This window comes from Pantoea sp. UBA4549 (assembly GCF_002387285.1).
In the GTDB taxonomy this organism is placed as follows: Bacteria; Pseudomonadota; Gammaproteobacteria; order Enterobacterales; family Enterobacteriaceae; genus Pantoea; species Pantoea borealis.
In genome coordinates, this window is record NZ_DGLH01000004.1 from 1 (window position 1) to 25,438 (window position 25,438).

Annotated in this window: 20 protein-coding genes and 1 pseudogene; 5 read left to right on the top strand and 16 right to left on the bottom strand. The window is 57.2% G+C overall.

The window, feature by feature from the left end:
• From eno to rlmD, 5 genes and pseudogenes are all read right to left on the bottom strand, one after another.
• Nucleotides 1-465 (bottom strand): annotated as a pseudogene (gene eno, locus B3041_RS01005) (phosphopyruvate hydratase); the annotation flags it as partial.
• A 76-nt stretch (nucleotides 466-541) separates the two neighbouring features.
• The gene (gene pyrG, locus B3041_RS01010) at nucleotides 542-2,179 is read right to left on the bottom strand and encodes a glutamine hydrolyzing CTP synthase (RefSeq protein ID WP_065648316.1); all 1,638 of its coding nucleotides are present in this window, start codon (nucleotides 2,177-2,179) and stop codon (nucleotides 542-544) included.
• 251 nt (nucleotides 2,180-2,430) lie between these two features.
• The gene (gene mazG / locus B3041_RS01015; RefSeq protein ID WP_084798750.1) at nucleotides 2,431-3,222 is read right to left on the bottom strand and encodes a nucleoside triphosphate pyrophosphohydrolase; all 792 of its coding nucleotides are present in this window, start codon (nucleotides 3,220-3,222) and stop codon (nucleotides 2,431-2,433) included.
• 82 nt (nucleotides 3,223-3,304) lie between these two features.
• A complete protein-coding gene (gene relA, locus B3041_RS01020) occupies nucleotides 3,305-5,539 on the bottom strand; it encodes a GTP diphosphokinase (RefSeq protein ID WP_065648314.1) in 2,235 nt (744 codons plus the stop codon).
• Nucleotides 5,540-5,571: 32 nt separating this feature from the next.
• Nucleotides 5,572-6,888: a 23S rRNA (uracil(1939)-C(5))-methyltransferase RlmD gene (gene rlmD, locus B3041_RS01025; RefSeq protein ID WP_065648313.1), complete on the bottom strand. Its 1,317-nt coding sequence runs from the start codon at nucleotides 6,886-6,888 to the stop codon at nucleotides 5,572-5,574.
• Between the two features lie 82 nt (nucleotides 6,889-6,970).
• On the opposite strand from rlmD, the gene barA reads away from it, so the two are divergent.
• Entirely contained in the window at nucleotides 6,971-9,700 is a 2,730-nt protein-coding gene (gene barA / locus B3041_RS01030) for a two-component sensor histidine kinase BarA (RefSeq protein WP_292968590.1), read from the top strand.
• Between the two features lie 90 nt (nucleotides 9,701-9,790).
• Here barA and B3041_RS01035 read toward each other — a convergent pair whose 3' ends face one another.
• From B3041_RS01035 to B3041_RS01060, 6 genes are all read right to left on the bottom strand, one after another.
• Entirely contained in the window at nucleotides 9,791-10,930 is a 1,140-nt protein-coding gene (locus B3041_RS01035; protein ID WP_065648311.1) for a glycerate kinase, read from the bottom strand.
• Between the two features lie 90 nt (nucleotides 10,931-11,020).
• Complete coding sequence (gene garR / locus B3041_RS01040) at nucleotides 11,021-11,905, bottom strand: 2-hydroxy-3-oxopropionate reductase (RefSeq protein WP_065648310.1); 885 nt, start codon at nucleotides 11,903-11,905, stop codon at nucleotides 11,021-11,023.
• An 18-nt stretch (nucleotides 11,906-11,923) separates the two neighbouring features.
• Nucleotides 11,924-12,691: a 2-dehydro-3-deoxyglucarate aldolase gene (gene garL / locus B3041_RS01045; protein ID WP_039379896.1), complete on the bottom strand. Its 768-nt coding sequence runs from the start codon at nucleotides 12,689-12,691 to the stop codon at nucleotides 11,924-11,926.
• A gap of 52 nt (nucleotides 12,692-12,743) precedes the next feature.
• Nucleotides 12,744-14,075, bottom strand: a complete 1,332-nt coding sequence (gene gudD, locus B3041_RS01050) for a glucarate dehydratase (RefSeq protein WP_065648309.1) — start codon at nucleotides 14,073-14,075, stop codon at nucleotides 12,744-12,746.
• Nucleotides 14,076-14,085: 10 nt separating this feature from the next.
• Nucleotides 14,086-15,432, bottom strand: coding sequence for an enolase C-terminal domain-like protein (locus B3041_RS01055; protein WP_065648308.1), 1,347 nt, complete (start codon nucleotides 15,430-15,432; stop codon nucleotides 14,086-14,088).
• Nucleotides 15,429-16,784 carry an MFS transporter gene (locus B3041_RS01060; RefSeq protein ID WP_065648307.1) on the bottom strand — a complete coding sequence of 452 codons (1,356 nt, stop codon included), beginning with the start codon at nucleotides 16,782-16,784 and terminating at the stop codon, nucleotides 15,429-15,431. The genes B3041_RS01055 and B3041_RS01060 overlap by 4 nt, the downstream gene beginning before the upstream one ends.
• Before the next feature lie 508 nt (nucleotides 16,785-17,292).
• Here B3041_RS01060 and garD point away from each other — a divergent pair.
• The gene (gene garD / locus B3041_RS01065; protein WP_065648306.1) at nucleotides 17,293-18,852 is read left to right on the top strand and encodes a galactarate dehydratase; all 1,560 of its coding nucleotides are present in this window, start codon (nucleotides 17,293-17,295) and stop codon (nucleotides 18,850-18,852) included.
• 50 nt (nucleotides 18,853-18,902) lie between these two features.
• Here garD and B3041_RS01070 read toward each other — a convergent pair whose 3' ends face one another.
• The 4 genes from B3041_RS01070 to syd all read right to left on the bottom strand — a co-directional run bounded on the left by B3041_RS01070 (nucleotide 18,903) and on the right by syd (nucleotide 21,604).
• Nucleotides 18,903-19,349 carry a flavodoxin gene (locus B3041_RS01070; RefSeq protein WP_065648305.1) on the bottom strand — a complete coding sequence of 149 codons (447 nt, stop codon included), beginning with the start codon at nucleotides 19,347-19,349 and terminating at the stop codon, nucleotides 18,903-18,905.
• 12 nt (nucleotides 19,350-19,361) lie between these two features.
• Complete coding sequence (gene truC, locus B3041_RS01075; protein WP_065648304.1) at nucleotides 19,362-20,141, bottom strand: tRNA pseudouridine(65) synthase TruC; 780 nt, start codon at nucleotides 20,139-20,141, stop codon at nucleotides 19,362-19,364.
• Nucleotides 20,141-20,467, bottom strand: a complete 327-nt coding sequence (locus tag B3041_RS01080) for a YqcC family protein (RefSeq protein ID WP_292968600.1) — start codon at nucleotides 20,465-20,467, stop codon at nucleotides 20,141-20,143. Before B3041_RS01080 ends, truC begins: the two co-directional genes overlap by 1 nt.
• Nucleotides 20,468-21,046: 579 nt before the next feature.
• Entirely contained in the window at nucleotides 21,047-21,604 is a 558-nt protein-coding gene (syd, locus tag B3041_RS01085; protein WP_292968602.1) for a SecY-interacting protein, read from the bottom strand.
• A 61-nt stretch (nucleotides 21,605-21,665) separates the two neighbouring features.
• Here syd and queF point away from each other — a divergent pair, with 61 nt between their 5' ends.
• The 3 genes from queF (at nucleotide 21,666) to xni (ending at nucleotide 24,860) form a co-directional block, all read left to right on the top strand.
• Complete coding sequence (gene queF, locus B3041_RS01090; RefSeq protein ID WP_292968603.1) at nucleotides 21,666-22,511, top strand: NADPH-dependent 7-cyano-7-deazaguanine reductase QueF; 846 nt, start codon at nucleotides 21,666-21,668, stop codon at nucleotides 22,509-22,511.
• A 186-nt stretch (nucleotides 22,512-22,697) separates the two neighbouring features.
• Nucleotides 22,698-24,059 (top strand): nucleotide 5'-monophosphate nucleosidase PpnN, encoded by a 1,362-nt coding sequence (ppnN, locus tag B3041_RS01095; RefSeq protein WP_039379917.1) that lies wholly within the window; start codon nucleotides 22,698-22,700, stop codon nucleotides 24,057-24,059.
• Between the two features lie 42 nt (nucleotides 24,060-24,101).
• Nucleotides 24,102-24,860: a flap endonuclease Xni gene (xni, locus tag B3041_RS01100; protein ID WP_065648300.1), complete on the top strand. Its 759-nt coding sequence runs from the start codon at nucleotides 24,102-24,104 to the stop codon at nucleotides 24,858-24,860.
• A 376-nt stretch (nucleotides 24,861-25,236) separates the two neighbouring features.
• On the opposite strand, the gene B3041_RS01105 is transcribed toward xni, so the two are convergent.
• Nucleotides 25,237-25,438: hypothetical protein (locus tag B3041_RS01105; protein WP_292968605.1), on the bottom strand; the 202-nt coding region annotated here is incomplete at its 5' end.

Here is a 25,438-nt window from a genome sequence, read left to right on the forward strand (position 1 = left end):
GTTGATGATGTTCATCATTGGCAGCGGCATAGAGTATTTGCCTGGGGTGCCGTTCAGCTCAGCAATGTGTGCGTAAAGCGGCAGGCCTTTTGATGCTGCAGCAGCTTTCGCTGCGGCCAGAGAAACAGCCAGGATGGCGTTTGCACCGAAGTTGGATTTGTTATCAGTACCGTCCAGCTCGATCATGATCTTATCGATGTTCGCCTGGTCTTTGGCATCTTTGCCTTTTACCGCGTCAGCGATTGGGCCGTTAACCGCTGCAACCGCTTTGGTTACGCCTTTGCCCAGGAAGCGAGACTTATCACCGTCGCGCAGCTCCAGTGCTTCACGTGAACCGGTAGAAGCGCCTGATGGAGCTGCCGCCAGACCAACGAAACCGCCTTCCAGATGCACTTCTGCTTCTACAGTCGGGTTGCCACGGGAGTCGATGATTTCGCGACCAATGACTTTAACGATTTTGGACATTCGATTTTCCTCAGTACAAGTTAGTCAATCCTAAGACAAACAACGCGCGAAAAGTTCGCGCGTTGTTCGTAAACTCTTACTTCGCTAAACGCTTCTGGTGCTCCTGCGCGGCTTTCACAAAGCCGGCAAACAGCGGATGACCATCACGTGGTGTTGACGTGAACTCCGGATGGAACTGGCAGGCCACAAACCACGGATGGTTCGGAATTTCAATAATCTCAACCAGCTGATCATCGCCGGAACGGCCCGCAATATGCAGCCCCGCTGCTTCAATCTGCTTCAGCAGCAGATTGTTGACTTCATAACGGTGACGGTGACGCTCGGTAATCACATCAGAACCGTAGAGCTGGCGCACTTTGCTTTCCGGCGTCAGCTGACACTGCTGGCTACCCAGACGCATAGTACCGCCCAGATCGCTCTGCTCAGTACGCTGCTCAACGTTGCCATGTTCATCACGCCATTCCGTGATCAGCGCGACCACCGGATATTTACAGTCTGGCACAAATTCGGTGGAGTTGGCGCCTTCCATCCCGGCCACATTACGTGCGAACTCCATCAGCGCAATCTGCATACCGAGGCAGATGCCGAGATACGGAATGTTATTTTCACGCGCGTACTGTGCCGTCATCAGCTTGCCTTCCACGCCGCGATAGCCGAAACCGCCGGGAATGAGAATCGCATCGAGATCTTTCAGGATCTCAACGCCGCGCGTCTCCACATCCTGTGAATCGATCAGTTTGATGTTCACGGTGACGCGGTTTTTCAGGCCGCCATGCTTGAGCGCTTCAATCACTGACTTATAGGCGTCCGGCAGCTCAACATACTTGCCGACCATACCGATGGTCACTTCTCCGCCCGGATTCGCTTCTTCATAGATAACCTGCTCCCACTCGGCGAGGTTAGCTTCCGGTGCGTTCAGATTAAAGCGTTTACAGATATAGTCATCCAGACCCTGCGACTTCAGCAGGCCCGGGATTTTATAAATGGAGTCGACATCTTTCAGCGAGATAACGGCTTTTTCCGGCACGTTACAGAACAGCGCAATTTTTGCCCGCTCGTTGGCAGGTACCGCGCGATCGGAACGGCAGATCAGTACATCAGGCTGAATACCAATCGACAGCAGCTCTTTAACTGAGTGCTGAGTAGGCTTGGTTTTTACCTCACCCGCTGCGGCCATATACGGCACCAGCGTCAGGTGCATGTACATGGTGTGTTCACGGCCAACGTCTACCGCCATCTGGCGAATCGCTTCCAGGAACGGCAGGGATTCGATATCGCCTACGGTGCCACCAATCTCAACCAGCACGACATCATGACCTTCGCCACCTTCGATGATGCGCTCTTTGATAGCGTTGGTGATGTGTGGAATAACCTGGATCGTGGCACCCAGATAGTCACCGCGACGCTCTTTGCGCAGCACTTCTGAGTAGATACGACCGGTAGTAAAGTTGTTACGACGCGACATTTTGGTGCGAATGAAACGCTCGTAGTGACCTAAATCCAGATCGGTTTCGGCCCCGTCATCGGTGACAAATACTTCACCATGCTGCGTCGGGCTCATGGTACCCGGATCAACGTTAATATACGGATCGAGTTTCATGATGGTCACATTCAGACCACGTGCTTCGAGGATAGCTGCGAGGGAGGCTGCGGCAATGCCTTTGCCCAGAGAGGAAACGACCCCGCCGGTCACAAAAATATAATTCGTTGTCATGCTGAACCTGAGAGTTTAGGTTTAAAGACGATGGAATAACCAGGACGGGAAAGCAGTATACCCGAAGTCGTCCCCAGCCACAATTGATGAATCACACCATCCTCCCGCGCCGTGCAGCGGCTAACATAACGGATAGTCAGCCAGAAAATGTTGACGCATGTCACAAAGTTGCCGGATGGCTGAATCGAGTAAGCGCAAGCGGATGAATTATGCGCACTGCTGGAATAACCAGCAGTATAACGCTGCACAAGCTAGTGATTGTTCTCACTCAGTTTTACCTGCTGCCATGCCGCTTCCATCTGCTCCAGCGTTGCTGCCGGCATACTCAATCCCTGCGCCGTAATAATCTGCTCTACGTGGCGGAAGCGACGCTCAAATTTGTCATTGGCTTTCTGCAGCGCGATTTCCGCTTTACTGCCGAGATGGCGTGACAGATTTACCGTCGCAAACAGCAGATCGCCAATCTCCTCCTCCAGCTTGTCGCTGTCGACAGTGGCTTGCTGCGCTTCATGCATGACTTCATCAATCTCCTCATGCACCTTATCCAGCACCGGTCCGAGGCTGTCCCAGTCAAAGCCTACACTGCTGCAGCGCTTCTGGATTTTATGCGCCCGCATCAGCGCCGGCAGCGCGCGCGGAATATCATCCAGCGCCGAGTGCTGCGCTTTCGCCGCGCGTTCATCCTGTTTAATCGCTTCCCAGTTCTGCAGTACCTCTTCGGCGCTCTCAGCCTCAGCGCTGCCAAAGATATGCGGATGACGGCGCTCGAGCTTGTCGCCGATTGCGTTGCAGATATCGTCGAAGTTAAAACGCCCTTCTTCTTCTGCCATACGGGCATAGAACACAATCTGAAACAGCAGGTCGCCCAGCTCATCGCGCAGATCGGTAAAATCTCTCCGCTGGATAGCATCAAGCACTTCATACGTCTCTTCCAGCGTATAAGGCGCAATAGTGGCAAATGTCTGCTGGCGATCCCACGGGCAACCGCGCACCGGATCGCGCAGGGTTTGCATCAGGGTAAGCAGACGGTTCAGGGCTGTCATGGAGAATCCTCTAAAAAACAGTATAAAAAGGGCCGCCGTTAAGGGCGACCCTGAAGGGCAGCGGGCCAGTGCCGGCTGCGCGTTAATTCAGACGACGGGCGTCGATAATATCCGGCACCTGGTTAAGCCGCGCCAGCACGCGACCCAGCACCTGCTGGTTATAAATCTCAATATCCATATCAATGGTCGCCAGCTGTTTTTTGGTATCGCTGCGGCTGGAGACGCCCAGTACATTGACCTTTTCATTCGCCAGTATGGTCGTGATATCGCGCAGCAGACCGCTGCGGTCGTTGGCCGTCACGCGCACCACCAGCGAATAGCCGCTGGAGTAGCTTTCACCCCATACGGCATCAACGATACGCTCCGGCGCATGAGAGATCAGTTCACTGAGCTGATCGCAGTCGGCACGGTGAATTGAGATGCCGCGTCCCTGAGTAATAAAGCCGGTGATATCGTCGCCGGGAATAGGCTGACAGCAGCGGGCAATGTGATGCATCAGGTTCCCGACTCCCTCGACCACCACGCGACCACTCTCTTTACGTACGCTGGAGGCGTGATGCGACTTCTGCGTCAGCTGGCGCAGCGCTTCACGATCTTCCTCTTCGGCGCTCGGCTTATTGAGCTTTGCCTGCAGGAAGTTAATCATCTGGTTAAGACGAATATCGCCGCCGCCAATCATTGCCAGCAGCTCATCCTGCGAGCCAACGTTGTAACGCGGCAGCAGGATCTTTTCCGCTTCACGCATGCTGATATCAAGCTGGCTCAGCTCATTATCGAGGATCTGGCGGCCCGCCACGATATTTTTATCGCGATCCTGTTTGCGGAACCAGGCGTGTACTTTGGAGCGCCCGCGACTGGTGGTGATATAGCCCAGGTTCGGGTTGAGCCAGTCGCGGCTGGGATTAGGCTGCTTCTGGGTGATGACCTCAATCTGATCGCCCATCTGCAGCTGATAGGTAAAGGGCACGATGCGTCCACTGATCTTCGCACCAATACAGCGGTGCCCGATATCGCTGTGGATATGATAGGCAAAATCGAGCGGCGTGGAGCCGGCGGGCAGATCCACCACGTCGCCTTTCGGCGTAAAGACATAAACGCGATCGTCGAACACCTGACTGCGCACTTCTTCCAGCATCTCGCCGGAGTCCGCCATCTCTTCCTGCCAGGTAATCAGCTTGCGCAGCCAGGCGATACGCTCTTCGTGTCCGGCCGCCCCGCGCGAGTTGCTGACGCCCGGTCCCTCTTTATATTTCCAGTGTGCCGCTACGCCAAGCTCGGCATCTTCATGCATTTGACGGGTGCGGATCTGGATCTCAACGGTTTTGCCCTGTGGTCCCAGCACCACGGTATGAATGGACTGGTAGCCGTTGGGTTTAGGGTTTGCGACATAATCGTCAAATTCGCTGGGCAGATGCCGGTAAAGGGTATGCACCGTACCGAGTGCGCCATAGCAGTCCTGCAGGCGCTCTGCCACGATACGCACCGCGCGCACGTCGAACAGCTCATCAAACGCCAGTGACTTCTTCTGCATCTTGCGCCAGATGCTGTAGATATGTTTCGGCCGCCCGTAAACCTCTGCCCGTACGCCCTCTTTCTGCATCTCCTGGCGCAGGTTGGTCACGAAGTTATCGATATATTGTTCGCGATCGATACGCCGCTCATGCAGCAGCTTAGCGATGCGCTTATATTCATCCGGGTGCAGATAGCGGAAACAGTAATCCTCCAGCTCCCACTTCAGCTGGCCAATACCGAGCCGGTTAGCCAGCGGTGCATAGATGTTGGTGCTCTCTTTTGCCGCCAGCACGCGCTCATCTTCTGGCGCATCTTTCATTTCGCGCAGGTGCGCAATCCGCTCGGCCAGCTTAATGACCACACAGCGGAAATCCTCCACCATCGCAAGCAGCATACGGCGGACATTATCCACCTGGGCTGACGCCATAGAATCATTATGAATCGCTTTCAGCTGGCGAATGGCATCCATATCGCGTACGCCGTGTACCAGGGAGACAATCCCTTTGCCAAACGCCTGCTCCAGCTTCTCTTCGCTGACCACATCTGCGTTGGCCAGCGGAAACAGCAGCGCCGCGCACAGGCTATCGCAATCCATACTGAGCATGGTGAGAATTTCCACCATCTCAATACCGCGCCACAGCAACAGAGTCTGATCGGGGTGCTCGCGCGTTTCGGCTTCACAGTAGCGCCAGGTCTCTGCCAGTCGCTCACAGGATTGAGGATTACCAATAGTCAGGCTGGCAATCCACTGATCGAGGGCAAACTCCCCTGCCGTATTTAAATGCGCACTTCTGACCGCAACCATATCCTCTCCTGCCACAGCGACATAACTGTCGCTTATGTTTTGCTAAACAACACCATGGATTCGAGATGACTGGTATGTGGGAACATATCCAGCATCGCGACCCTTTCCAGATGGTAGCCCGCAGTCAGAAGCACCTGACTGTCGCGCGCAAGCGTCACCGGGTTACAGGAAACATAGACCACGCGTTCCGGCGCAAGTTTAACAATATGCGACATCACGCCCGCCGCCCCGGCTCGCGCCGGATCCAGTAACACCTTATTAAATCCCTGCGCCGCCCACGGCTGACGCGAAACCTCTTCTTCCAGATTATGCTGGAAAAAGCGCACATTGCTTAGATTGTTAAGCGCGGCATTATACTCTGCCTGCTTAACTAATGCTGCTACCCCCTCCACACCCACAACATTTTGTACAAATTTTCCTGCCGGCAGGGTGAAATTTCCCATGCCGCAGAAAAGATCCAGCAGGCTGTCGTCGGGTTGCAAATCGAGCCACGCCAGCGCTGTTGCCACCATCTGCTGATTAACGCGATCGTTAACCTGAATAAAATCCTGTGGACTAAAGGTTAGCGTTAAATCCTGCGAGCGGTAGTAAGGCATAGTGCTGTTGATCGCCTGCAGCTCGCCGCTGCCGTCAGCCAGATAAAGCATAAGCGAGTGCTGATGCGAAAAGCGTTCCAGGTCTGCGCGATCGCGGGCAGAAAGCGCGTCGAGATGGCGCAGCACCATCAGCGGGCCGTTGTCTGCCAGCACCAGCTCCACATGCCCGAGCCGCCTTACCCCCTGCAGGGCACTCAGGCAGTGGTGCAGCGGCTGAAGCAGTGCTTCAAGTTCGGGCACCAAAACAGGGCACTGCTGCAACGCCACCAGCGCATGACTGGCCGCCTGGCGAAATCCCATCACCAGCCGCTGCTGCTTCGGCTGCCACTGCAGCCCAAGCCGGGCGCGACGCCGATATCCCCAGCTTTCACCGCGGATAATCTCCTCAACCGCCACCGGGGAGGCGGCGTCGCGGCTCAGCAGGCGACTCAGCGCATGCGCCTTGCTGCTCTCCTGCAGTGCAACAGCAGCATGCTGCTGCTGGCAGCCACCGCAGACGCCAAAATGGCGGCAACGCGGTATTTCCCGCTGCGGACTGGGCTGCGCGATCTTTATCGCTTTACCCCGGGCAAACTGCCGTTTATCTTCCAGCAGCGTGACTTCTGCCTGTTCGCCCGGCAGCGCGCCGCTGACAAACAGGGTTTTTCCCTGATAGCGTGCGACGCCCTGTCCGAACGGATCGAGTTCATCAACAGTGACGGCGATCCGCTGCTTTGTCGTCGGCCGCTGTTTTGCGGCGTAAAATTGCGCCATAGTAATCGTATTCTCTTTTAATCAGGTTGTGCCGCCCGCCACGACGCGTGCACAGGGAAACGGCAATCGCCAGGGCATCGTAATGACCAAATACAGCCTGCGGGCGCGGATGATGATTTTAATACTGGCGCCAACGCTGCTGATTGGCCTGCTGCTCAGCACCTTTTTTGTCGTCCACCGCTATAACGAACTGCAACGCCAGGTCTACGATGCCGGCGCCAATATTATCGAACCCCTGGCGGTATCCAGTGAGTATGGGATGAGCTGGCACGATCGCGATGCGATCCACGAGCTGGTCAGCCTGCTGCACCGGCGTCATTCCGATATTGTCCGTGCCATTACGGTTTTCGACAACCAGAATCGCGTTTACGCCACCTCGAACAGTAAGCAGAACCTGGCGCTGCTGCAAAAAGAGGATATGACGCATCTGCGTGAGGGCGTCACGCATGAACGCCAGGGTAACCTGCTGGTGCTGCGCACGCCCATCATATCTGAACGCTATTCTGCTGATGAGCAGCCGGATGAACAGACCAAACCCGGCGGTAATCCCCTGGGCTACGTCGCCATTGAACTGGATCTGCAGTCGGTCCGGCTGGCGCAGTATAAAGAGGTCTTTGTCGCGACGCTGCTGCTGCTGTTCTGCCTCTGCCTCGCCATGCTGTTCGCTTATCGTCTGATGCGTGATGTGACCGGCCCGATACGCAACATGGTTACCACCGTCGATCGCATCCGGCGCGGCCAGCTCGACAGCCGGGTGGAGGGCTACATGCTGGGAGAACTCAGCATGCTTAAAAACGGCATCAATGCGATGGCGATGTCGCTCACCGCCTACCACGAAGAGATGCAGCAGAATATCGACCAGGCCACCTGGGATCTGCGCGAAACGCTGGAGCAGCTGGAGATTCAGAACGTCGAACTGGATCTGGCAAAGAAACGTGCTCAGGAAGCGGCCCGCATTAAATCAGAGTTTCTGGCGAATATGTCCCACGAGCTGCGTACGCCGCTCAACGGCGTGATCGGCTTCAGCCGTCAGATGCTGAAAACCGGGCTGAGCACCAGCCAGCGCGACTATATGAGCACGATTGAGCGCTCCGCCAACAATCTGCTGAGCATTATCAACGATGTGCTCGATTTCTCGCGTCTGGAGTCGGGTAAGCTGGTACTGGAATCCATACCGTTTCCGCTGCGCGCCACGCTGGATGAGATGCTGGTGCTGCTGGCGCCGTCCGCGCATGAGAAAGGGCTGGAGATCACCGTCTGCCTGCAAAACAGCGTGCCTGACAATGTCATCGGCGATCCGCTGCGGCTGCAGCAAATCCTGATCAACCTGATAGGTAACGCTATCAAATTTACCGAGCAGGGGCATATCGATCTGCGCGTTGAGCTGCAGCATCTCAGCGCCACGCAGGCGGAACTGGAGATTCAGGTGCATGACACCGGCATCGGCATTCCGGATATTCAGCAGCCGCAGCTGTTTCAGGCATTTCGTCAGGCGGATGCCAGCATTACCCGCCGGCATGGCGGCACCGGACTTGGGCTGGTGATCACCCAGAAACTGGTTCAGGAGATGGGCGGTGAGATCGCTTTTCACAGTCAGCCTGGCCAGGGGTCGGTTTTCCGGGTGCGCGTCCGGCTCAACCTCAACCCGAATGCCCCTGCCATCCCGCGCGTGCTGGATGACCTGCATGCCACAACGCTGGCCTACGTGGAAGCCCATCCGGCGGTGGCGCGGGTTGTGCAGGAGATGCTGAGTATCACTCCGCTGAAAGTAGAGTATTACACCAGTCTGGCTGCGCTGCCGGAACGCCACTATCCCCTTCTGCTGCTGGGAATGCCGGTCGCTAAACCGCATCCGGCAACGCTGACGGATGCGGAGATCCAGCAGCTGTGCGCCCGGGCGGATGCCGTACTGCTGGCGCTGCCGAGCGAGATGATGCTGTTTGCCGACGAGCTGCGCGCCAGGGGCATTGCTGGCTGTATTACCAAACCGGTTTCGCTGACGCGTTTTATCCCGCTGCTGCTGGACATTGACAGCCGTCAGCATCGCCTGGCCGCCCCGATGCCGCGTCAGCCGCTGACGGTGATGGCGGTGGATGACAACCCGGCTAACCTCAGGCTGATTGGCGCACTGCTGGAGGAGCAGGTTGAAAATATCATTTTGTGTGACAACGCAGAGCAGGCAATCCGCGCTGCGCAGCAGCAGCGGCTGGATGTGATCCTGATGGATATTCAGATGCCCGACATGGACGGTATTCAGGCCAGCGAGATTATCCGGCGGCTGCCGCTGCACGCCAGCACGCCCATCGTTGCGGTTACGGCGCATGCGCTGGATGGCGAGCGCGAGCAGCTGATTGCCGCCGGCATGAACGATTATCTGGCGAAACCGATTGATGAAACCCGGCTGGCCCGGCTGCTGCAGCGCTATCTGCCGGTTGCGCTGGCCGCTCAGCTGCCCGCACCGGCGGTGGCTGTTTCACTCGACTGGTCACTGGCGCTGCGTCAGGCGGCCGGCAAACCGGCGCTGGCGCGCGATCTGCTACAGATGCTGCTCGATTTTCTGCCCGAGGTGGAGGAGCGCGTGACGCACTGTATAGCTGAAAGTGATGTAAACGGACTGCGCGAAATTATTCATAAGCTGCACGGCAGCGCCAGTTACAGCGGTGTTCCCCGCCTGAAGCAGCTCTGCCAGCAGCTGGAGAGCAGCCTGCATCAGACAAGCGATATTGCTGCACTGGAGCCGGAACTGCTGGAGCTGAGTGATGAGATGGCAAACGTAGCGCGCGAGGCGCGTAAGCAGCTGGCGCTGAACTAAAAGGATGCATCAGGATGATCGTCCCGGCACCTCTGCGGTGACCTTCATCCTGACTCTCAGTCGCCGGGGTGCCAGCCATCGCGATCCGGCTTACAGCGCTTTGCCTATCCTGATTGCCGCCGCGACATTACGCGCCGTCATGCGCACATTCCGTTCCGCGCTGGCCAGCGCCTCCTCCAGAGAACAGATGCTGAACAGTACGCTGTAGACCGCATCAAGACCGTGCGCATGCACAACGCCCACGTCAGGCGTCAGGCTACCGGCAATGCCAATCACCGGCTTATTGAACTGTTTTGCAACCCGCGCCACGCCGACCGGTACCTTGCCATTCACAGACTGACTGTCGATGCGCCCTTCCCCCGTGATCACCAGGTCGGCATCTTTGACCTGCTCCGCCAGCCCGAGCGCTTCCGTCACGATTTCGATGCCGCTGCGCAGCTCAGCCTGGCAGAAGGCGTGCAGCGCGGCGCCCATACCGCCCGCCGCGCCACCGCCTGCAATATGCAGCACGTCAATATCAAGATCGCGCTGAATAAGTGAAGCGTAGTGTGCCAGCGCCCGATCCAGCTCTGCTATCTGCGCCGGATTTGCGCCTTTCTGCGGACCGAACACCGCCGATGCGCCTTTTTCTCCGGTCAGCGGATTGGTGACATCGCAGGCGACTTCAAAGCGGCACGCTCTAATCCGTGCATCCACTCCGGTGATATCAATCTGCGCCAGCTGTGCCAGCGCAGCACCGCCCGGTGCCAGATCGCTGCCGCTGTTATCCAGCAGACGGACGCCCAGCGCCTGTATCATTCCGGCACCGCCATCGTTGGTGGCGCTGCCGCCTATGCCAATAATGATGTGCTCTACGCCGCGATCGAGTGCGTTTTTAATCAGCTCACCGGTCCCCCATGAGGTGGTAATCAGCGCATTGCGCTGCGCCACCGGCACAAGTTCCAGCCCGCTGGCGGCCGCCATCTCAATAAACGCGGTGCGCTCATCCCCTGACAGGCCATAAAACGCTGCAACGGGATCGCCCAGCGGGCCGGTCACGGTCAGCCGGACCAGCGTACCACTGGTGGCGGCAACCATTGCCTCAACGGTGCCTTCACCGCCGTCGGCAACCGGAATTTTGACATACTCGGCGGCCGGGAAAACCTCGCGGAAACCTGCTTCAATCGCGGCAGCCACATCCAGGGCAGACAGACTCTCTTTGTATGAATCGGGTGCGATGACAATTTTCATAGGCAATCCAGGCGCGATGGGTAACGTAACGGTATGCTGCTTTGCTTATGCAGCCTGTTCTCCGGCCTCCGCAGACGCCGGAGAGCGGCTTCACCGGGCTATCTCAACCTGCGCTAACGTCTCATAATAGCAGGCCAGCGCACTGTGGTCGGCGGAGCCCTGTCCGCTGGTTTTCAGCGCCTGCATCATCTCCATCACCGCGGCCGTCAGCGGCAGATGTGCGCCAATGCCGTGAGAGGTATCCAGTGCGTTCGCTAAATCTTTAATATGCAGGTCAATACGGAAACCCGGTTTGAAGTTGCGATCCAGCACCATGGGCGCTTTGGCATCAAGCACGGTGCTGCCTGCCAGTCCGCCGCGGATCGCCTGATAAACCAGTTCCGGATTCACACCCGCTTTGGTTGCCAGCGAAAGCGCTTCAGACATGGCTGCGATATTCAGCGCCACAATCACCTGATTTGCCAGCTTGGTTACATTGCCGGCGCCGATATCACCGGTATGCACCACCGAGCCCGCCATCGCTTTCATAATCTCAAAGCATTGGTCGAAGATCGCTTTATCGCCACCCACCATGACAGACAGTGTGCCCTCGATCGCTTTTGGCTCACCGCCGCTGACCGGTGCATCCAGCATACGGACCCCTTTTTCCGCCAGCGCATCATGGATCTCGCGGCTGGCCAGCGGGGCGATAGAACTCATATCAATGACAATCAGACCGGGCTTTGCCCCTTCAATAATGCCGCCTGCACCCAGGCAGACTTCCTGCACCTGCGGCGAATTCGGCACCATGGTGATCACCACATCCACCTGCTCTGCGACCTCTTTGGGTGTTTTTGCCACCGTAGCGCCCAGTGCTGCCAGCTCCGCCTCATTACCGGCATTGTGATCGCGTACTACCAGCGTGTAACCCGCTTTGACCAGGTTTTTACTCATCGGTTTGCCCATAATACCGAGGCCGATAAATCCAATTTTCATTGCCTTCCCCTTTCTGCGTTACAGTTTAAATTTGTTGCACAGCGCCTGCGTGGCGTTGCGAAAAACCCCGAGATCGCTGCCGACGGCAACAAAGGTGGCCCCCCATTCCAGATAGCGCCGTGCATCCGCCTCTACCGGCGCCAGGATGCCACATGGCTTGCCTGCTGCTTTAGCGCGTTCAAACAGGTATTGAATGACTTTCAGCACTTCAGGATGCGCTGGCTGGCCCAGATAGCCCAGCGCGGCTGAGAGATCGCCCGGACCGACAAAAATGCCGTCCACGCCGTCAACGGCCGCGATCGCATCGATGTTATCCACCGCCTGCTGCGTTTCGATCTGCACCATCAGCGTGATGTTGTCGTTAATCGTGGCGTTGTAATCCGGCAGCGTGCCGTACATGTTGCTGCGGTGCGAAACCGACACGCCGCGGATGCCCGCTGGCGGATAACGGGTGGAGGCAACGGCGCGGCGCGCCTCCTCTTCCGTCTCCACAAACGGGATGAGAAAGTTATAGAAGCCGATATCCAGCAGGCGTTTAATGATCACCGGCTCATTGCACGGCGGACGCACGACCGCCGCGCTGCTGCTGCCTTTTAGCGCCATCAGCTGTGGTACAAAGGTGGTGATATCGTTGGGCGCATGTTCGCCATCCAGCACCAGCCAGTCAAAACCTGCCAGTCCCAGCACTTCAGTGGTCAGCGGACTGGCAAGGGCGCACCAGCTGCCAATCAGGGTCTCTCCTGCCAGCAGACGGCGGCGAAAGGTATTTGGCCACGCATTACTCATTCTGTTTACTCCTGTATTTGACGGCAGGCTCCCTTACAGAGAGCCTGAAGCGTTAGCGCACCAGGCAGGGACGCTTATTATCAAAAGTCCAGTCCGGTACCAGGAACTGCATCGCCTGAGCGTCATCACGCGCACCCAGTCCATGTTTCTGATACAGCGCGTTTGCCTGCATCACCTGGTCCATATCCAGCTCTACGCCAAGCCCCGGCTTTTGCGGTACCTGCACCATGCCGCCTTTAATGACGAATGGCTCTTTGGTCAGACGCTGGTTGCCCTCCTGCCAGATCCAGTGAGTGTCGATAGCGGTAATCGCACCCGGTGCGGCGGCGGCAACGTGGGTAAACATCGCCAGCGAGATATCAAAATGGTTATTGGAATGCGAACCCCAGGTGAGGCCAAAGTCGTGACACATCTGCGCCACGCGCACTGAACCCTGCATGGTCCAGAAGTGCGGATCGGCCAGCGGGATATCCACCGACTGCAGCGACAGCGTGTGGCCCATCTGCCGCCAGTCAGTAGCGATCATGTTGGTCGCAGTCGGCAGACCGGTGGCGCGGCGGAACTCTGCCATCACTTCACGGCCGGAATACCCCTGCTCTGCGCCACAGGGATCTTCAGCATAGGCGAGCACACCTTTCAGCTGTTTACCCAGCAGAATTGCCTCATTCAGTGACCAGGCTCCGTTGGGATCGAGCGTAATGCGCGCCTCCGGGAAGCGTCTGGCGAGCGCGGTAACCGCCTCCGCCTCTTCGCCGCCGCGCAGCACGCCGCCTTTGAGTTTGAAATCGTTAAAGCCATATTTCTCATACGCGGCTTCAGCCAGCCGCACCACTGCATCGGGCGTCAGCGCCTCTTCATGACGCAGACGATACCAGTCGCACGGGTCATCCTCCTGGCTCTGGTAGGCGAGCGAGGTTTTGCGACGATCGCCGATATAGAAGAGGTAGCCGAGCATCTCAACGCGGTCGCGCTGCTGTCCATCGCCCAGCAGTGATGCGACGTTTACGCCAAGGTGCTGTCCGAGCAAATCGAGCAGCGCCGCTTCGATACCGGTTACCACATGGATAGTGGTGCGCAGGTCAAATGTCTGGCTGCCGCGCCCGCCCGCGTCGCGGTCGGCAAAGGTGCTGCGTACCAGATTGAGGATATTTTTATATTCGCCGACGGTTTTTCCGGTCACCAGCGCGGCTGCATCCTCCAGCGTCTGACGGATCTTTTCGCCGCCCGGTATCTCGCCCACACCGGTATGGCCGGCGTTATCTTTGATAATGACAATATTGCGGGTAAAAAATGGCGCGTGCGCCCCGCTCAGGTTGAGCAGCATGCTGTCACGTCCGGCAACCGGAATAACCTGCATCGCGACGATTTTAGGGGTCTGACTCATTTTCTGCTCCTTATGTATGACGGCGCCCAAACGCCGGACGCTTGCGATCAAATGACCAGCCGGGAACCAGATACTGCATTGCGGTGGCGTCGTTGCGCGCGCCCGCCGGCAGTGATTTATACAGTTCATGCGCCTGCTGCAGACGATCCCGATCCAGCTCAATGCCCAGCCCCGGTTTATCCGGCACGGCAATTTTGCCGTTGCGGATCTGCAGCGGCTCACGCGTCAGGCGCTGATCGCCCTCCTGCCAGATCCAGTGCGTGTCAATCGCGGTTGGCTTGCCCGGAGCGGCGGCACCCACGTGGGTGAACATCGCCAGCGAGATATCGAAATGGTTGTTGGAGTGGCAGCCCCAGGTGAGACCCCATTCATCGCAGAGCTGCGCCACGCGCACTGCGCCGCTCAGCGTCCAGAAGTGGGGATCGGCCAGCGGGATATCGACCGCGTTGAGCATCACGGCGTGGTTCATTTCGCGCCAGTTTGTGGCGATCATGTTGGTGGCAACCGGCAGTCCGGTAGCGCGGCGAAACTCCGCCATCACTTCGCGTCCGGAGTAGCCCTGTTCCGCGCCGCAGGGATCTTCTGCATAGCTCAGCACATCCTGCAGGCCTTTGCAGAGGCCGATCGCCTCGTCCAGATGCCAGGCGCCATTGGGATCGACGGTAATGCGCGCCTCCGGGAAGCGCTGCTTCAGCGCCACCGCCGAGGCGATCTCCTCTTCACCCGGCAGCACGCCACCTTTGAGTTTGAAATCTTTGAAGCCATATTTATCCTGCGCTGCCTCTGCCAGACGCACCACCGCCTCCGGCGTCAGCGCCTCTTCATGCCGCAGACGATACCAGTCGTGGCTGCCGGCCTCACCGCTGCGATAAGGCAGATCGGTTTTATGGCGATCGCCGATATAAAACAGATAGCCGAGCACGGTCACCTCATCACGCTGCTGACCCGGCCCGAGCAGTTCTGCCACCGGCACGCCCAGATGCTGCCCCAGCAGATCCAGCAGCGCCGCTTCCAGCGCTGCCACCGCGTTCACACGCAGTTCAAAAGTCCAGGCCCCGTTGCCAAAGGTGTCAAAATCTGCAGACTGATTGCCCTTATGCACCTGCTGCACCAGCCGGTTCATACGCGCAATCTGCTGGCCCTTAACCTGGGGTACTGCCGCCAGCAGCGTCTGATAGATTGTGTCGCCGCCCGGTGCCTCGCCCAGTCCGGTATGACCGGCGCTGTCGGTCAGCACCACTATATTGCGCGTAAAGCAGGCGTTATGTGCGCCGCCAATGTTAAGCAGCATACTGTCGTACCCGGCAACCGGGATCACCTGCATGTCGGTGATGACAGGCGTACTTTGCGTACTCATTTCGGCTCCTTATACGGTTTCAGCTCAACGCGTTTAATGTCACCGGTGATAAACAGGAAGCTAAAGGCGGCGACAAAAGCGTGGATCCCGACATACACCAGCGCCCCCTCAAACGATCCGCTGGTGGCGATGATGTAACCAATCGCGATAGGCGTGACGATACCGGAGAAGTTGCCGAACATATTGAACAGACCACCGCTCAGGCCACTGATCTCTTTCGGTGCGGTATCAGCCATCACCGCCCAGCCCAGCGCACCAATGCCTTTTCCGAAGAATGCCAGCGCCATGAACAGCACCACCACCCATTCCGTTTCGGTGTAGTTACACATCACCATGCTGATAGAGAGCAGCATGCCGATAACGATTGGCGTTTTGCGGGCAATATTGAGTGAGCCGGTTTTACGCATCAGGTAGTCGGAAATAACCCCGCCCAGCACGCCGCCGAGGAAGCCGCAAATTGCCGGAACGGAGGCAATAAAGCCCGCTTTCAGAATCGACATACCGCGCGCCTGCACCAGATAAACCGGGAACCAGGTAATAAAGAAGTAGGTCAGCGCGTTGACACAATACTGGCCAAGATAGATGCCCCACATCATGCGGGTAGAGAGCAGCTGTTTGATCTGATCCCACTTCTCACCGCGGCTGACTTTGCGATCGGCTTTTTTCGCATCCATATTGATCAGCGCGCCGCCCTGCTCCATGTACTCCAGCTCCGCCTTGTTCACGCCGGGGTGGTTGTTGGGATCGTGCATCACTTTCAGCCAGATAAAGCTCAGGATGATGCCGAGGCCGCCCATAAACCAGAACACATGCGCCCAGCCGACTTCAGAAACCAGCCAGCCCATGATGGGCGCGAAGATCACCGTGGCGAAGTATTGTGCCGAGTTAAAAATGGCGACAGCGGTTCCGCGCTCCTGCGCCGGGAACCAGGCCGCAACAATGCGGCTATTGCCGGGGAATGAAGGTGCTTCAGCCAGACCCACCATAAAGCGCAGCAGGAACAGCGAAATCACAATGCCAAAGCCGCTGAACAGATCGACAAAGCCCTGCAGAAGGGTAAACAGCGACCAGAGGAAAATACTCCAGAAGTAGACGCGCTTGGATCCGAAGCGATCCAGCAGCCATCCGCCCGGGATCTGGCCGATCACATAGGCCCAGGAGAAGGCGGAAAAGATATAGCCCAGTCCGACAGAGTCGAGCCCGATATCTTTGGACATTGCCGAACCGGCAATGGAAATGGTGGCGCGGTCGCCGTAGTTGAATGAGGTGACAATAAATAACATCACCACGATCCAGTAGCGGGCATTGGTACGTTTCTGCACCGCCTCTGCCGTCTGGCTGTAACTATTCATGATGCACTCCTGAAATATAGCGAACGCTACATTCACTCTGACTGCATACACATCGCGTTGGGTATCAGAATGATGTCGGGTTAAACACGGCGATTGTTGTTATGGCGAACGTTGATGCGTCGTGACAGGTAACCAAACCTTTGAGAACGGAAATCAGTATAAAAACAGCCCGCCGCTGAAACACTGGAAGAAAGCCCGACAATTCAGCTGAAACAAAAAAGATTTTGTGGCATATGCACATCCTGCTGCGTGATGGCTCACGAAATGCGGATGACAGCGCCATAAATGTACAAAAAACAGTCATCCGGAGAGCGCTTTGTGAGCACCTTCACTTGCTTTTGGTTAAAACCACCAAAGCGGGCAAAGAAACGGGCTAAAAGCCGGACAGTTGCACAATGCGCTGGCGGGCGTGTGCTGCTTATACTGGAGCTGGCTGACTTTGATGACGTGACCAGAACCTCTATTTATCGCCCTGCAATGTACAGTGCGACTACCCGGAAGGTGAGCAATGAACCGACCCGTTACAGAAAAACCACTCTATATAAAAGTCCATGAAGCGGATAACGTTGCGATTGTCGTCAACGACCAGGGCCTGCCCGCGGGTACACGTTTTGCAGACGGGCTGCAGCTGACGGAACATGTGCCCCAGGGGCATAAAGTTGCGCTGGACGATATTGCGCAGCATGCACCGATTCTGCGCTATGGCGAAGTGATCGGCACGGCGCTGCGCCCCATCATGCGCGGCAGCTGGATAGATGAGTCGCTGGTGGCGCTGCCCGAGGCACCGCCGCTCAGCAGCCTGCCGCTGGCAACTAACGTCCCGCCCGTGCTGCCGCCGCTGGAAGGCTATACCTTTGATGGCTATCGTAATGCAGACGGCAGTGTGGGAACCCGCAATCTGCTTGGCATTACCACCAGCGTCCACTGTGTGGCGGGCGTCGTGGATTATGTTGTGCAGCTTATTGAACGCGATCTGCTGCCGCGTTACCCCAACGTTGATGGCGTGGTTGCGCTGAATCATCTGTATGGCTGCGGCGTAGCGATTAACGCGCCGGCTGCCGTCGTGCCGATCCGTACCATTCATAACCTTGCGCTGAATCCCAATTTCGGCGGCGAAGTGATGATTGTCAGTCTCGGCTGCGAAAAGCTCCAGCCGGAGCGGCTGCTGACCGGTACGCCTGATGTACAGGCGATCTCGCTGGATGATAACGATATCGTGCGCCTGCAGGATGAGCGTCACGTCGGCTTTGGCGCCATGGTGGATGAAATTCTGCAGGTTGCCGAACGGCATCTGAAAAAGCTTAACCTGCGCCGGCGAGAGCCCTGCCCGGCGTCTGAGCTGGTGGTGGGCACCCAGTGCGGCGGCAGCGACGCGTTTTCCGGCGTAACGGCCAACCCGGCGGTGGGATTCGCCTCCGATCTGCTGGTACGCTGCGGCGCCACGGTTATGTTTTCTGAAGTAACTGAAGTACGCGACGCAATCCATCTGCTGACGCCGCGCGTGGTCAATGAAGCGGTGGGCAAACGCCTGCTGGAAGAGATGGCGTGGTATGACGACTATCTGCATCAGGGACAGACCGATCGCAGCGCCAATCCTTCACCGGGCAACAAAAAAGGCGGACTGGCAAACGTGGTGGAAAAAGCGCTGGGATCGATTGCAAAATCGGGCCGCAGCCCGATTGCTGAAGTCCTGTCGCCAGGACAGCGCCCTACGCAGCGCGGGCTGATTTACGCGGCCACACCTGCCAGCGACTTCGTCTGCGGTACGCAACAGATGGCTTCCGGCATTACGCTGCAGGTGTTTACGACCGGACGCGGCACGCCTTATGGTCTTGCGGCGATCCCGGTGATCAAGATGGCGACGCGCAGCGCGCTGGCCCGGCGCTGGCACGATTTAATGGATATCAACGCCGGCACTATTGCCACCGGTGAAGAGAGCATTGAGCAGGTGGGCTGGCGTCTGTTTGAGCTGATTCTGGAGATCGCCAGCGGTCGTCAGCAGACCTGGTCCGATCGCTGGGGGATCCGCAACCAGCTGGCAGTGTTTAATCCGGCACCGGTGACGTAATAGCGCTACAGCCGTGAATACCGGGCCGCCATACAGGGCGGCCCTGCTCACTACAGCAGCTTACCCCAGCTCTCCACCCACGGCGTCGTCACGCTTTCAGGCTCCGGATGCTCAATGGCATCTACCATCAGCACGTCACCGATACGCTGCGCCTGCTGCGCCTGGAGCGTGGCATCAAAGGTTTTTCCTGCGCCGCAGAAGTGCTGATAGCTGCTGTCACCCAGCGCAATCACACCGTAGCGCAGCGCTGGCTGGTAGCCGAGATCATCATGGATTTGTGCATGGAGACGGGCAATATTATCCGGCAGATCGCCCTGCCCCGTTGTTGAGGTTACAATCAGGACGACCTCGCTGCTGTACGCCTGCCACTCCGCCAGCGTCGGGTCCTCGAATACCGCTACCTCATGCCCCTGCGCCTGCAGCACCGGCTGCGCCTCTTCGGCGACCAGCAGTGCATTGCCGTAAACCGTGCCTGTGAAAATGCCAATCTTTGCCATCTTGCTGCTCCTTTACGCTGTTGGCTTATCCTGAACTGCCTCAGCGTCAAACTCAACCCTGGGAACCTCCGGTAACCGATCCTGCCAGCCGAACTGCTGCAGCATCTGCTGCCATATCGGATCCAGCCCGGCACGGATCACCAGCGGCTCTCCGGTAAAAGGATGCGTCAGCGACAGGGCGCTGGCGTGCAGCATTAAACGATCAAGCCCAAAATGCGCGGCCGCGCCACGATTTTGTCGCAGATCGCCATGGGCGCTGTCGCCAATAATCGGGTGGCGCAGATGCGCCATATGACGGCGCAGCTGATGCTTGCGCCCGGTGCGCGGCGACATCTCCACCAGAGTGTAACGGGCACTGCTGTATTTACCGATTGCCACCGGCATTTCTGTCTGCGCCAGCGCCTGATAATGCGTGACCGCGGGCTGTGGTGCGCGCGGTTCAGCAGAAAATTTATCCGCGATCTTATCCAGCTCTTCCAGCAGCGGATAATCCAGCGTCGCCGTGCCATCCAGCCAGCCACGCAGTACGGCGTGATAGGTTTTTTGTATCTGATGCTGTTCAAACTGCTGTGCCAGTAAACGACCCGCCTCGCTCGACAGCCCCATAAGCAGTACGCCGGAGGTCGGGCGATCGAGCCGGTGTGCGGTGAATACGTGCTGACCAATCTGATCGCGCACCGTTTGCATCACCACCACTTTCTCTTTGCGATCGAGCCAGCTGCGGTGAACCAGCCAGCCTGCCGGCTTGTTCACCGCTACCAGCCACTCATCCTGATAGATAATCTCCAGCATCAGCGCGCTGGCTCCGCAAACAGCGCATCAAGCTCACGCAGCGTGGTCAGCAAATCGGCATAGCCGGGGGTAACGGGAGTGAGAGCCACTTCATAATAGGGCGCGACGACGAAGCCCGCCGGCATTGGTGCGCCGGAGGCGATCAAGGCTGACATACGCGGGATCAATACCCACTGCAGCCACTCCAGCGGAGCCATGGTATCAAGGCAGAAAGGCTGGTCGCTGTTAAACGCAGCCGCGTCAGGGGCGCTATGTTGCCAGTAATCGTGTTCGCGCATGACTGCTTCGACCTGCTGCAGTCGCTGAGTAATAGTGTGCGTCGACATAGGTTGCCTCCGTGAAATAATGGGCGGCAAGCATATCACTCGTCACCGATGGCGTAAAAAGCGCATAAAAAAAGGGAGCACTGTTATTAACAGTGCTCCCGGTTCGTTGTGCAGCATTCCCGCCACCGCAGTGCTCCCTGCTCATCCGTGACAACTCTTCCTGCGCTTTCCATTGCCTGTCTTCATGACAGCATCCTTAGCATCCTGGCTCGCCCTGCTCCGCACGGCTCACATTCTCCATCCTGGAGGTGTCCCTTACTCACTCCTGAGTGTCCTGCTTCATCCTGAAGCCTTCCCTGTGACGCAAACTCCGTTACGTTCCTGCCTTCCTGGCTGACATTCTCCTGAACGTCACTCTGTCCATAGCATCCTGCTAACGGGGGGTATTCTCTCAAAAATCGCCACAATAACAAGTAAGCATGAGCCATTAATCGATCAAGTATTGTCTCAATTTTCAGATTGATACCATAACTCTATGATTCACAATATTTTTACATTTCGCATTTCTGAAAGGTTTATGCATAAAATGTCAATCTCGCACAGACTTTGTAAGAGATCTCTTACAGCACACTTCAGATGTCAGGCAGCTGGTTCGATAACAGGTTGTATATCATCAAGAAATGTACTGATACAGGGTGAAAGAATTTCACGTTTATTACGCCCCGGCTCTTCCAGAATAACTTCACCGGTAAGATTGCACACCGCCACCATCTCCTGCTCTGAATCGGTGGTGGCAATAAATAGCGTCGGACTCTGTTTCAGACGTCGCTTCATAATCAGGTGGCCAATCAGATTCTCCTGCAGCCGGAGAAAGTCCTCTTCGCTCCATACCTGCAGCAGCGTTAACCGGCGCTGCTGCAGGCGGGCATGCATATCGCCGGCAAACTGGGTGGTATAAAACGCAGTAATATCAGGCTGGAGCTGAATATCCAGCGCCCGCTCTACTGCATCCAGGCCCGACGACGGTGAAAAAGGCTGCGGCTGCCAGAGGACGCGGTCATCAACGGTGCTGATGATACAGGGCGAAGGGATCCCCATAAGCTCACTGCTGGCAGGATAGTGTCCCTGCTGCTGCTGCCAGAGATCGATATAACGGGTGGTAAACGCACGCAGTGCGCCGGCGGTGGGCTGCATCATTCATTTTCTCGCTGGTGATCGGTTACACTTAGCCACTTTGATCCAAGTTGTGGTAACCATTATGTCTTCTGAACACCCAAACCAGGCATTAAGCGGCCTGACCCTGGGCAAATCTGTCGCCTATGTTGATGAGTACGATAACACGCTGCTGCAATCTGTGCCGCGCAGTCTGAACCGGGAACCTCTCGATCTTTTTCCGGATAACCTGCCGTTTCACGGCGCAGATATCTGGACACTGTATGAGCTTTCATGGCTAAACAGCAAAGGTGTGCCGCAGGTCGCGGTCGGCGAAGTGGTGCTGGATGCTGACAGCGTAAATCTGATTGAGTCGAAAAGCTTTAAACTCTATCTGAACAGCTTTAATCAGACCCGCTTTGCAGACTGGGGTGATGTGCGTCAGACGCTGGAGCGCGATTTGCGTGCCTGCGCCAGCGGTAACGTCAGCGTAGCGCTGTTTCGCCTGAGCGAGCTGGAGAGCCAGCCCATCGGACAGTTCAGCGGCAGTGTTATCGATGAACAGGATATCAGCATCAGCGATTACGGTTTCAATGCCGGACATCTTGCGCACGCCGCAGGCAATGAAATTGTTGACGAGACGCTGGTGAGCCACCTGCTGAAATCTAACTGCCTGATCACCAACCAGCCCGACTGGGGCTCGGTGATGATTCGTTATAAAGGCCCGCGTATCGACCGCGAGGCGCTGCTGCGTTATCTGATCTCTTTCCGCCAGCACAATGAGTTTCATGAGCAGTGCGTGGAGCGCATTTTTAATGACGTGCAGCGTTTCTGCCGGCCAGAGGCGTTAACCGTTTATGCGCGTTATACCCGCCGCGGCGGTCTGGATATTAACCCGTGGCGCAGCAATGTTCCCTTCACGCCCGGCTTTTCGCGTCTGGCACGCCAGTAACAGAGTGCGAGGCACCTCGCAGGCCGTAGCAGGGATGCGCGGTTCCTCTTGAGCAATCGCGACAGAGAGCGTTACTCTGTCTGCGGCGTTAAGCGTAAAGCGTATGCGACCAGGGATTTTCGTCACTGCGCTCAGCAGATTAAGCGCAGCGTCATTAGTCACGCTATGGCGTGTAAAGGAGTTCTTTTGATTACACATATCAGCCCGCTTGGCTCGATGGACCTGCTTTCCCAGCTGGAAGTGGACATGCTGAAGCAGACAGCCAGCAGCGATCTCTACCAGCTTTTTCGCAACTGCTCCCTTGCAGTGCTTAACTCCGGCAGCCAGACAGACAGCAGTCATGAGCTGCTCTCCCGTTTTGAAAATTTCGCTATCAACGTCCTGCGCCGCGAGCGCGGCGTTAAGCTGGAGCTGATCAATCCACCGGAAGAGGCGTTTGTGGATGGGCGAATCATCCGTTCACTGCAGGCAAACTTGTTTGCCGTGCTGCGCGATATTCTGTTTGTTAACGGTCAGCTTGCTTTGCCGGAACGTCTCGCCGGTCAGGCTGACGATTCGGCGCATATTACCAATCAGGTTTTCTCGATACTGCGCAACGCGCGTGCGCTGCACGTAGGAGAATATCCTAATACCGTGGTTTGCTGGGGTGGACACTCCATCAACGCGGTGGAATATCAGTATTGCCGTAATGTTGGCACCCAGATGGGGCTGCGCGAGCTGAACATCTGCACCGGCTGTGGCCCGGGCGTAATGGAAGCGCCGATGAAAGGCGCGGCGGTCGGTCATGCGCAGCAGCGCTATCATGACAGCCGCTTTATCGGCCTGACTGAGCCCTCCATTATCGCCGCTGAACCGCCTAACCCGCTGGTTAATGAACTCATCATTATGCCCGATATTGAAAAACGCCTTGAAGCCTTTGTGCGTATCGCCCATGGCATCGTGATCTTCCCGGGCGGCGTGGGCACCGCCGAGGAGTTTCTCTACCTGCTTGGCATTCTGATGAATCCGCAGAACAGCGAGCAGGTACTGCCGCTGATCCTTACCGGGCCTAAGGAGAGCGCCGACTATTTCCGCGTGCTTGATGATTTCATCGTCAATACGCTGGGTGAGCAGGCGCGTAAACACTATACGATCATCATTGATGATGCCGCCGAAGTGGCGCGCCAGATGAAAAAAGCGATGCCGCAGGTAAAAGAGCATCGTCGTGAAACCGGAGACGCTTATAGCTTTAACTGGTCTATCCGTATTGCGCCGGATCTGCAGGTGCCTTTCCTGCCGACCCACGAAAACATGGCTAACCTCAACCTGTTTCCGAATCAGCCGGCGGAAAAACTGGCGGCTGATTTACGTCGCGCTTTCTCCGGTATCGTGGCCGGAAACGTTAAAGAAATCGGTATCCGGGAGATCCGCGAACGCGGCCCCTATCAGCTGCGCGGTGACGCCGATCTGATGCATCGGATGGATGAGCTGCTGCAGGGCTTTGTGGCGCAGCAGCGTATGAAACTTCCGGGCAGCGCTTATATCCCCTGCTACGAAATCATCAAATAACCCTTCAGGAAGGCAGCCTGCGGGCTGCCGCTTATCGCTTCTATGGCACTACATCTGTTAATCATTGATGCGCTGAATCTCATCCGGCGCCTGCATGCCGTTCAGGGCTCTCCCTGCCGTGACGCCTGTGTTGCGGCACTGCATCAGCTGCTTGGTAACACGCGCCCCACGCACGTGGTGGCGGTATTTGACAGTCCGGAACGCCAGCCTGGCTGGCGTCATGCGCTACTGCCGGACTACAAAGCGGGACGACCGCCAATGCCAGAGGATTTGCAACAGGAGCTGCCGCTGCTGCAGGAGGCTTTCCGCACCGCAGGCGTCAGCTGCTGGATCGCCGGGCGCGATGAAGCAGACGATCTGGCCGCCACGCTGGCGGTAAAAATGGCGGAGGCCGGGCATCAGGCCACTATCGTTTCCACCGATAAAGGGTATTGTCAGCTGCTGGCGCCCGCTATCCGCATTCGCGACTATTTTCAGAAGCGCTGGCTTGATGTGCCGTTTATCGCGCAGGAATTTGGCGTTACACCGGCACAGCTGCCAGATTACTGGGGTTTATGCGGCATCAGCAGCAGTAAGATACCGGGCGTCTCCGGTATTGGGCCGAAAAGCGCGCGCGAGCTGCTGGCACAGTTTGGTTCACTGGAGGGGATCTATCAGCAGTGGGAACAGGTGCCGGCAAAGTGGCAAAGTAAATTGCATACCCAGCGTGAAACAGCCGACATCTGCCGGCAGGTTGCCACGCTGAAGCGCGATTTAGTGCTGCAGGGCAACCTTAATACGCTGCGCTATCAGCCAGGATAAACCGCGGTACACCAGGGACGCATAAATGCGTCCCCTACAATTATTGTAGGGGCGCCATTAATGGCGCCCGTGTTGATGCGCGCACGGAACGTAATGACGCTATTAATGGCGCCCGTATTGATGCGCGCACGGAACGTAATGACGCCATTCATGGCGCCCGTGTTGATGCGCGCACGGAACGTAATGACGCCATTCATGGCGCCCGTGTTAATGCGCGTGCGGGACGTAATGACGCCCGTGATTCACCCGGTGATATGACCGCAAACACCAGGGACGCATGAATGCGTCCCCTACGCTCGGATCCGTAGGGGCGCCATTAATGGCGCCCGTATTGATGCGCACACGGAACGTAATGACGCCATTAATGGCGCCCGTGTTAATGCGCGTGCGGGACGTAATGACGCCCGTGGTTCACCCGGTGATATGACCGCAAACACCAGGGACGCATGAATGCGTCCCCTACGCTCGGATCCGTAATGACGCCATTCATGGCGCCCGTATCGATGCGCGCACGGAACGTGATGACGCCATTAATGGCGCCCGTATCGATACGCGCACGGGACGTAATGACGTCCGTG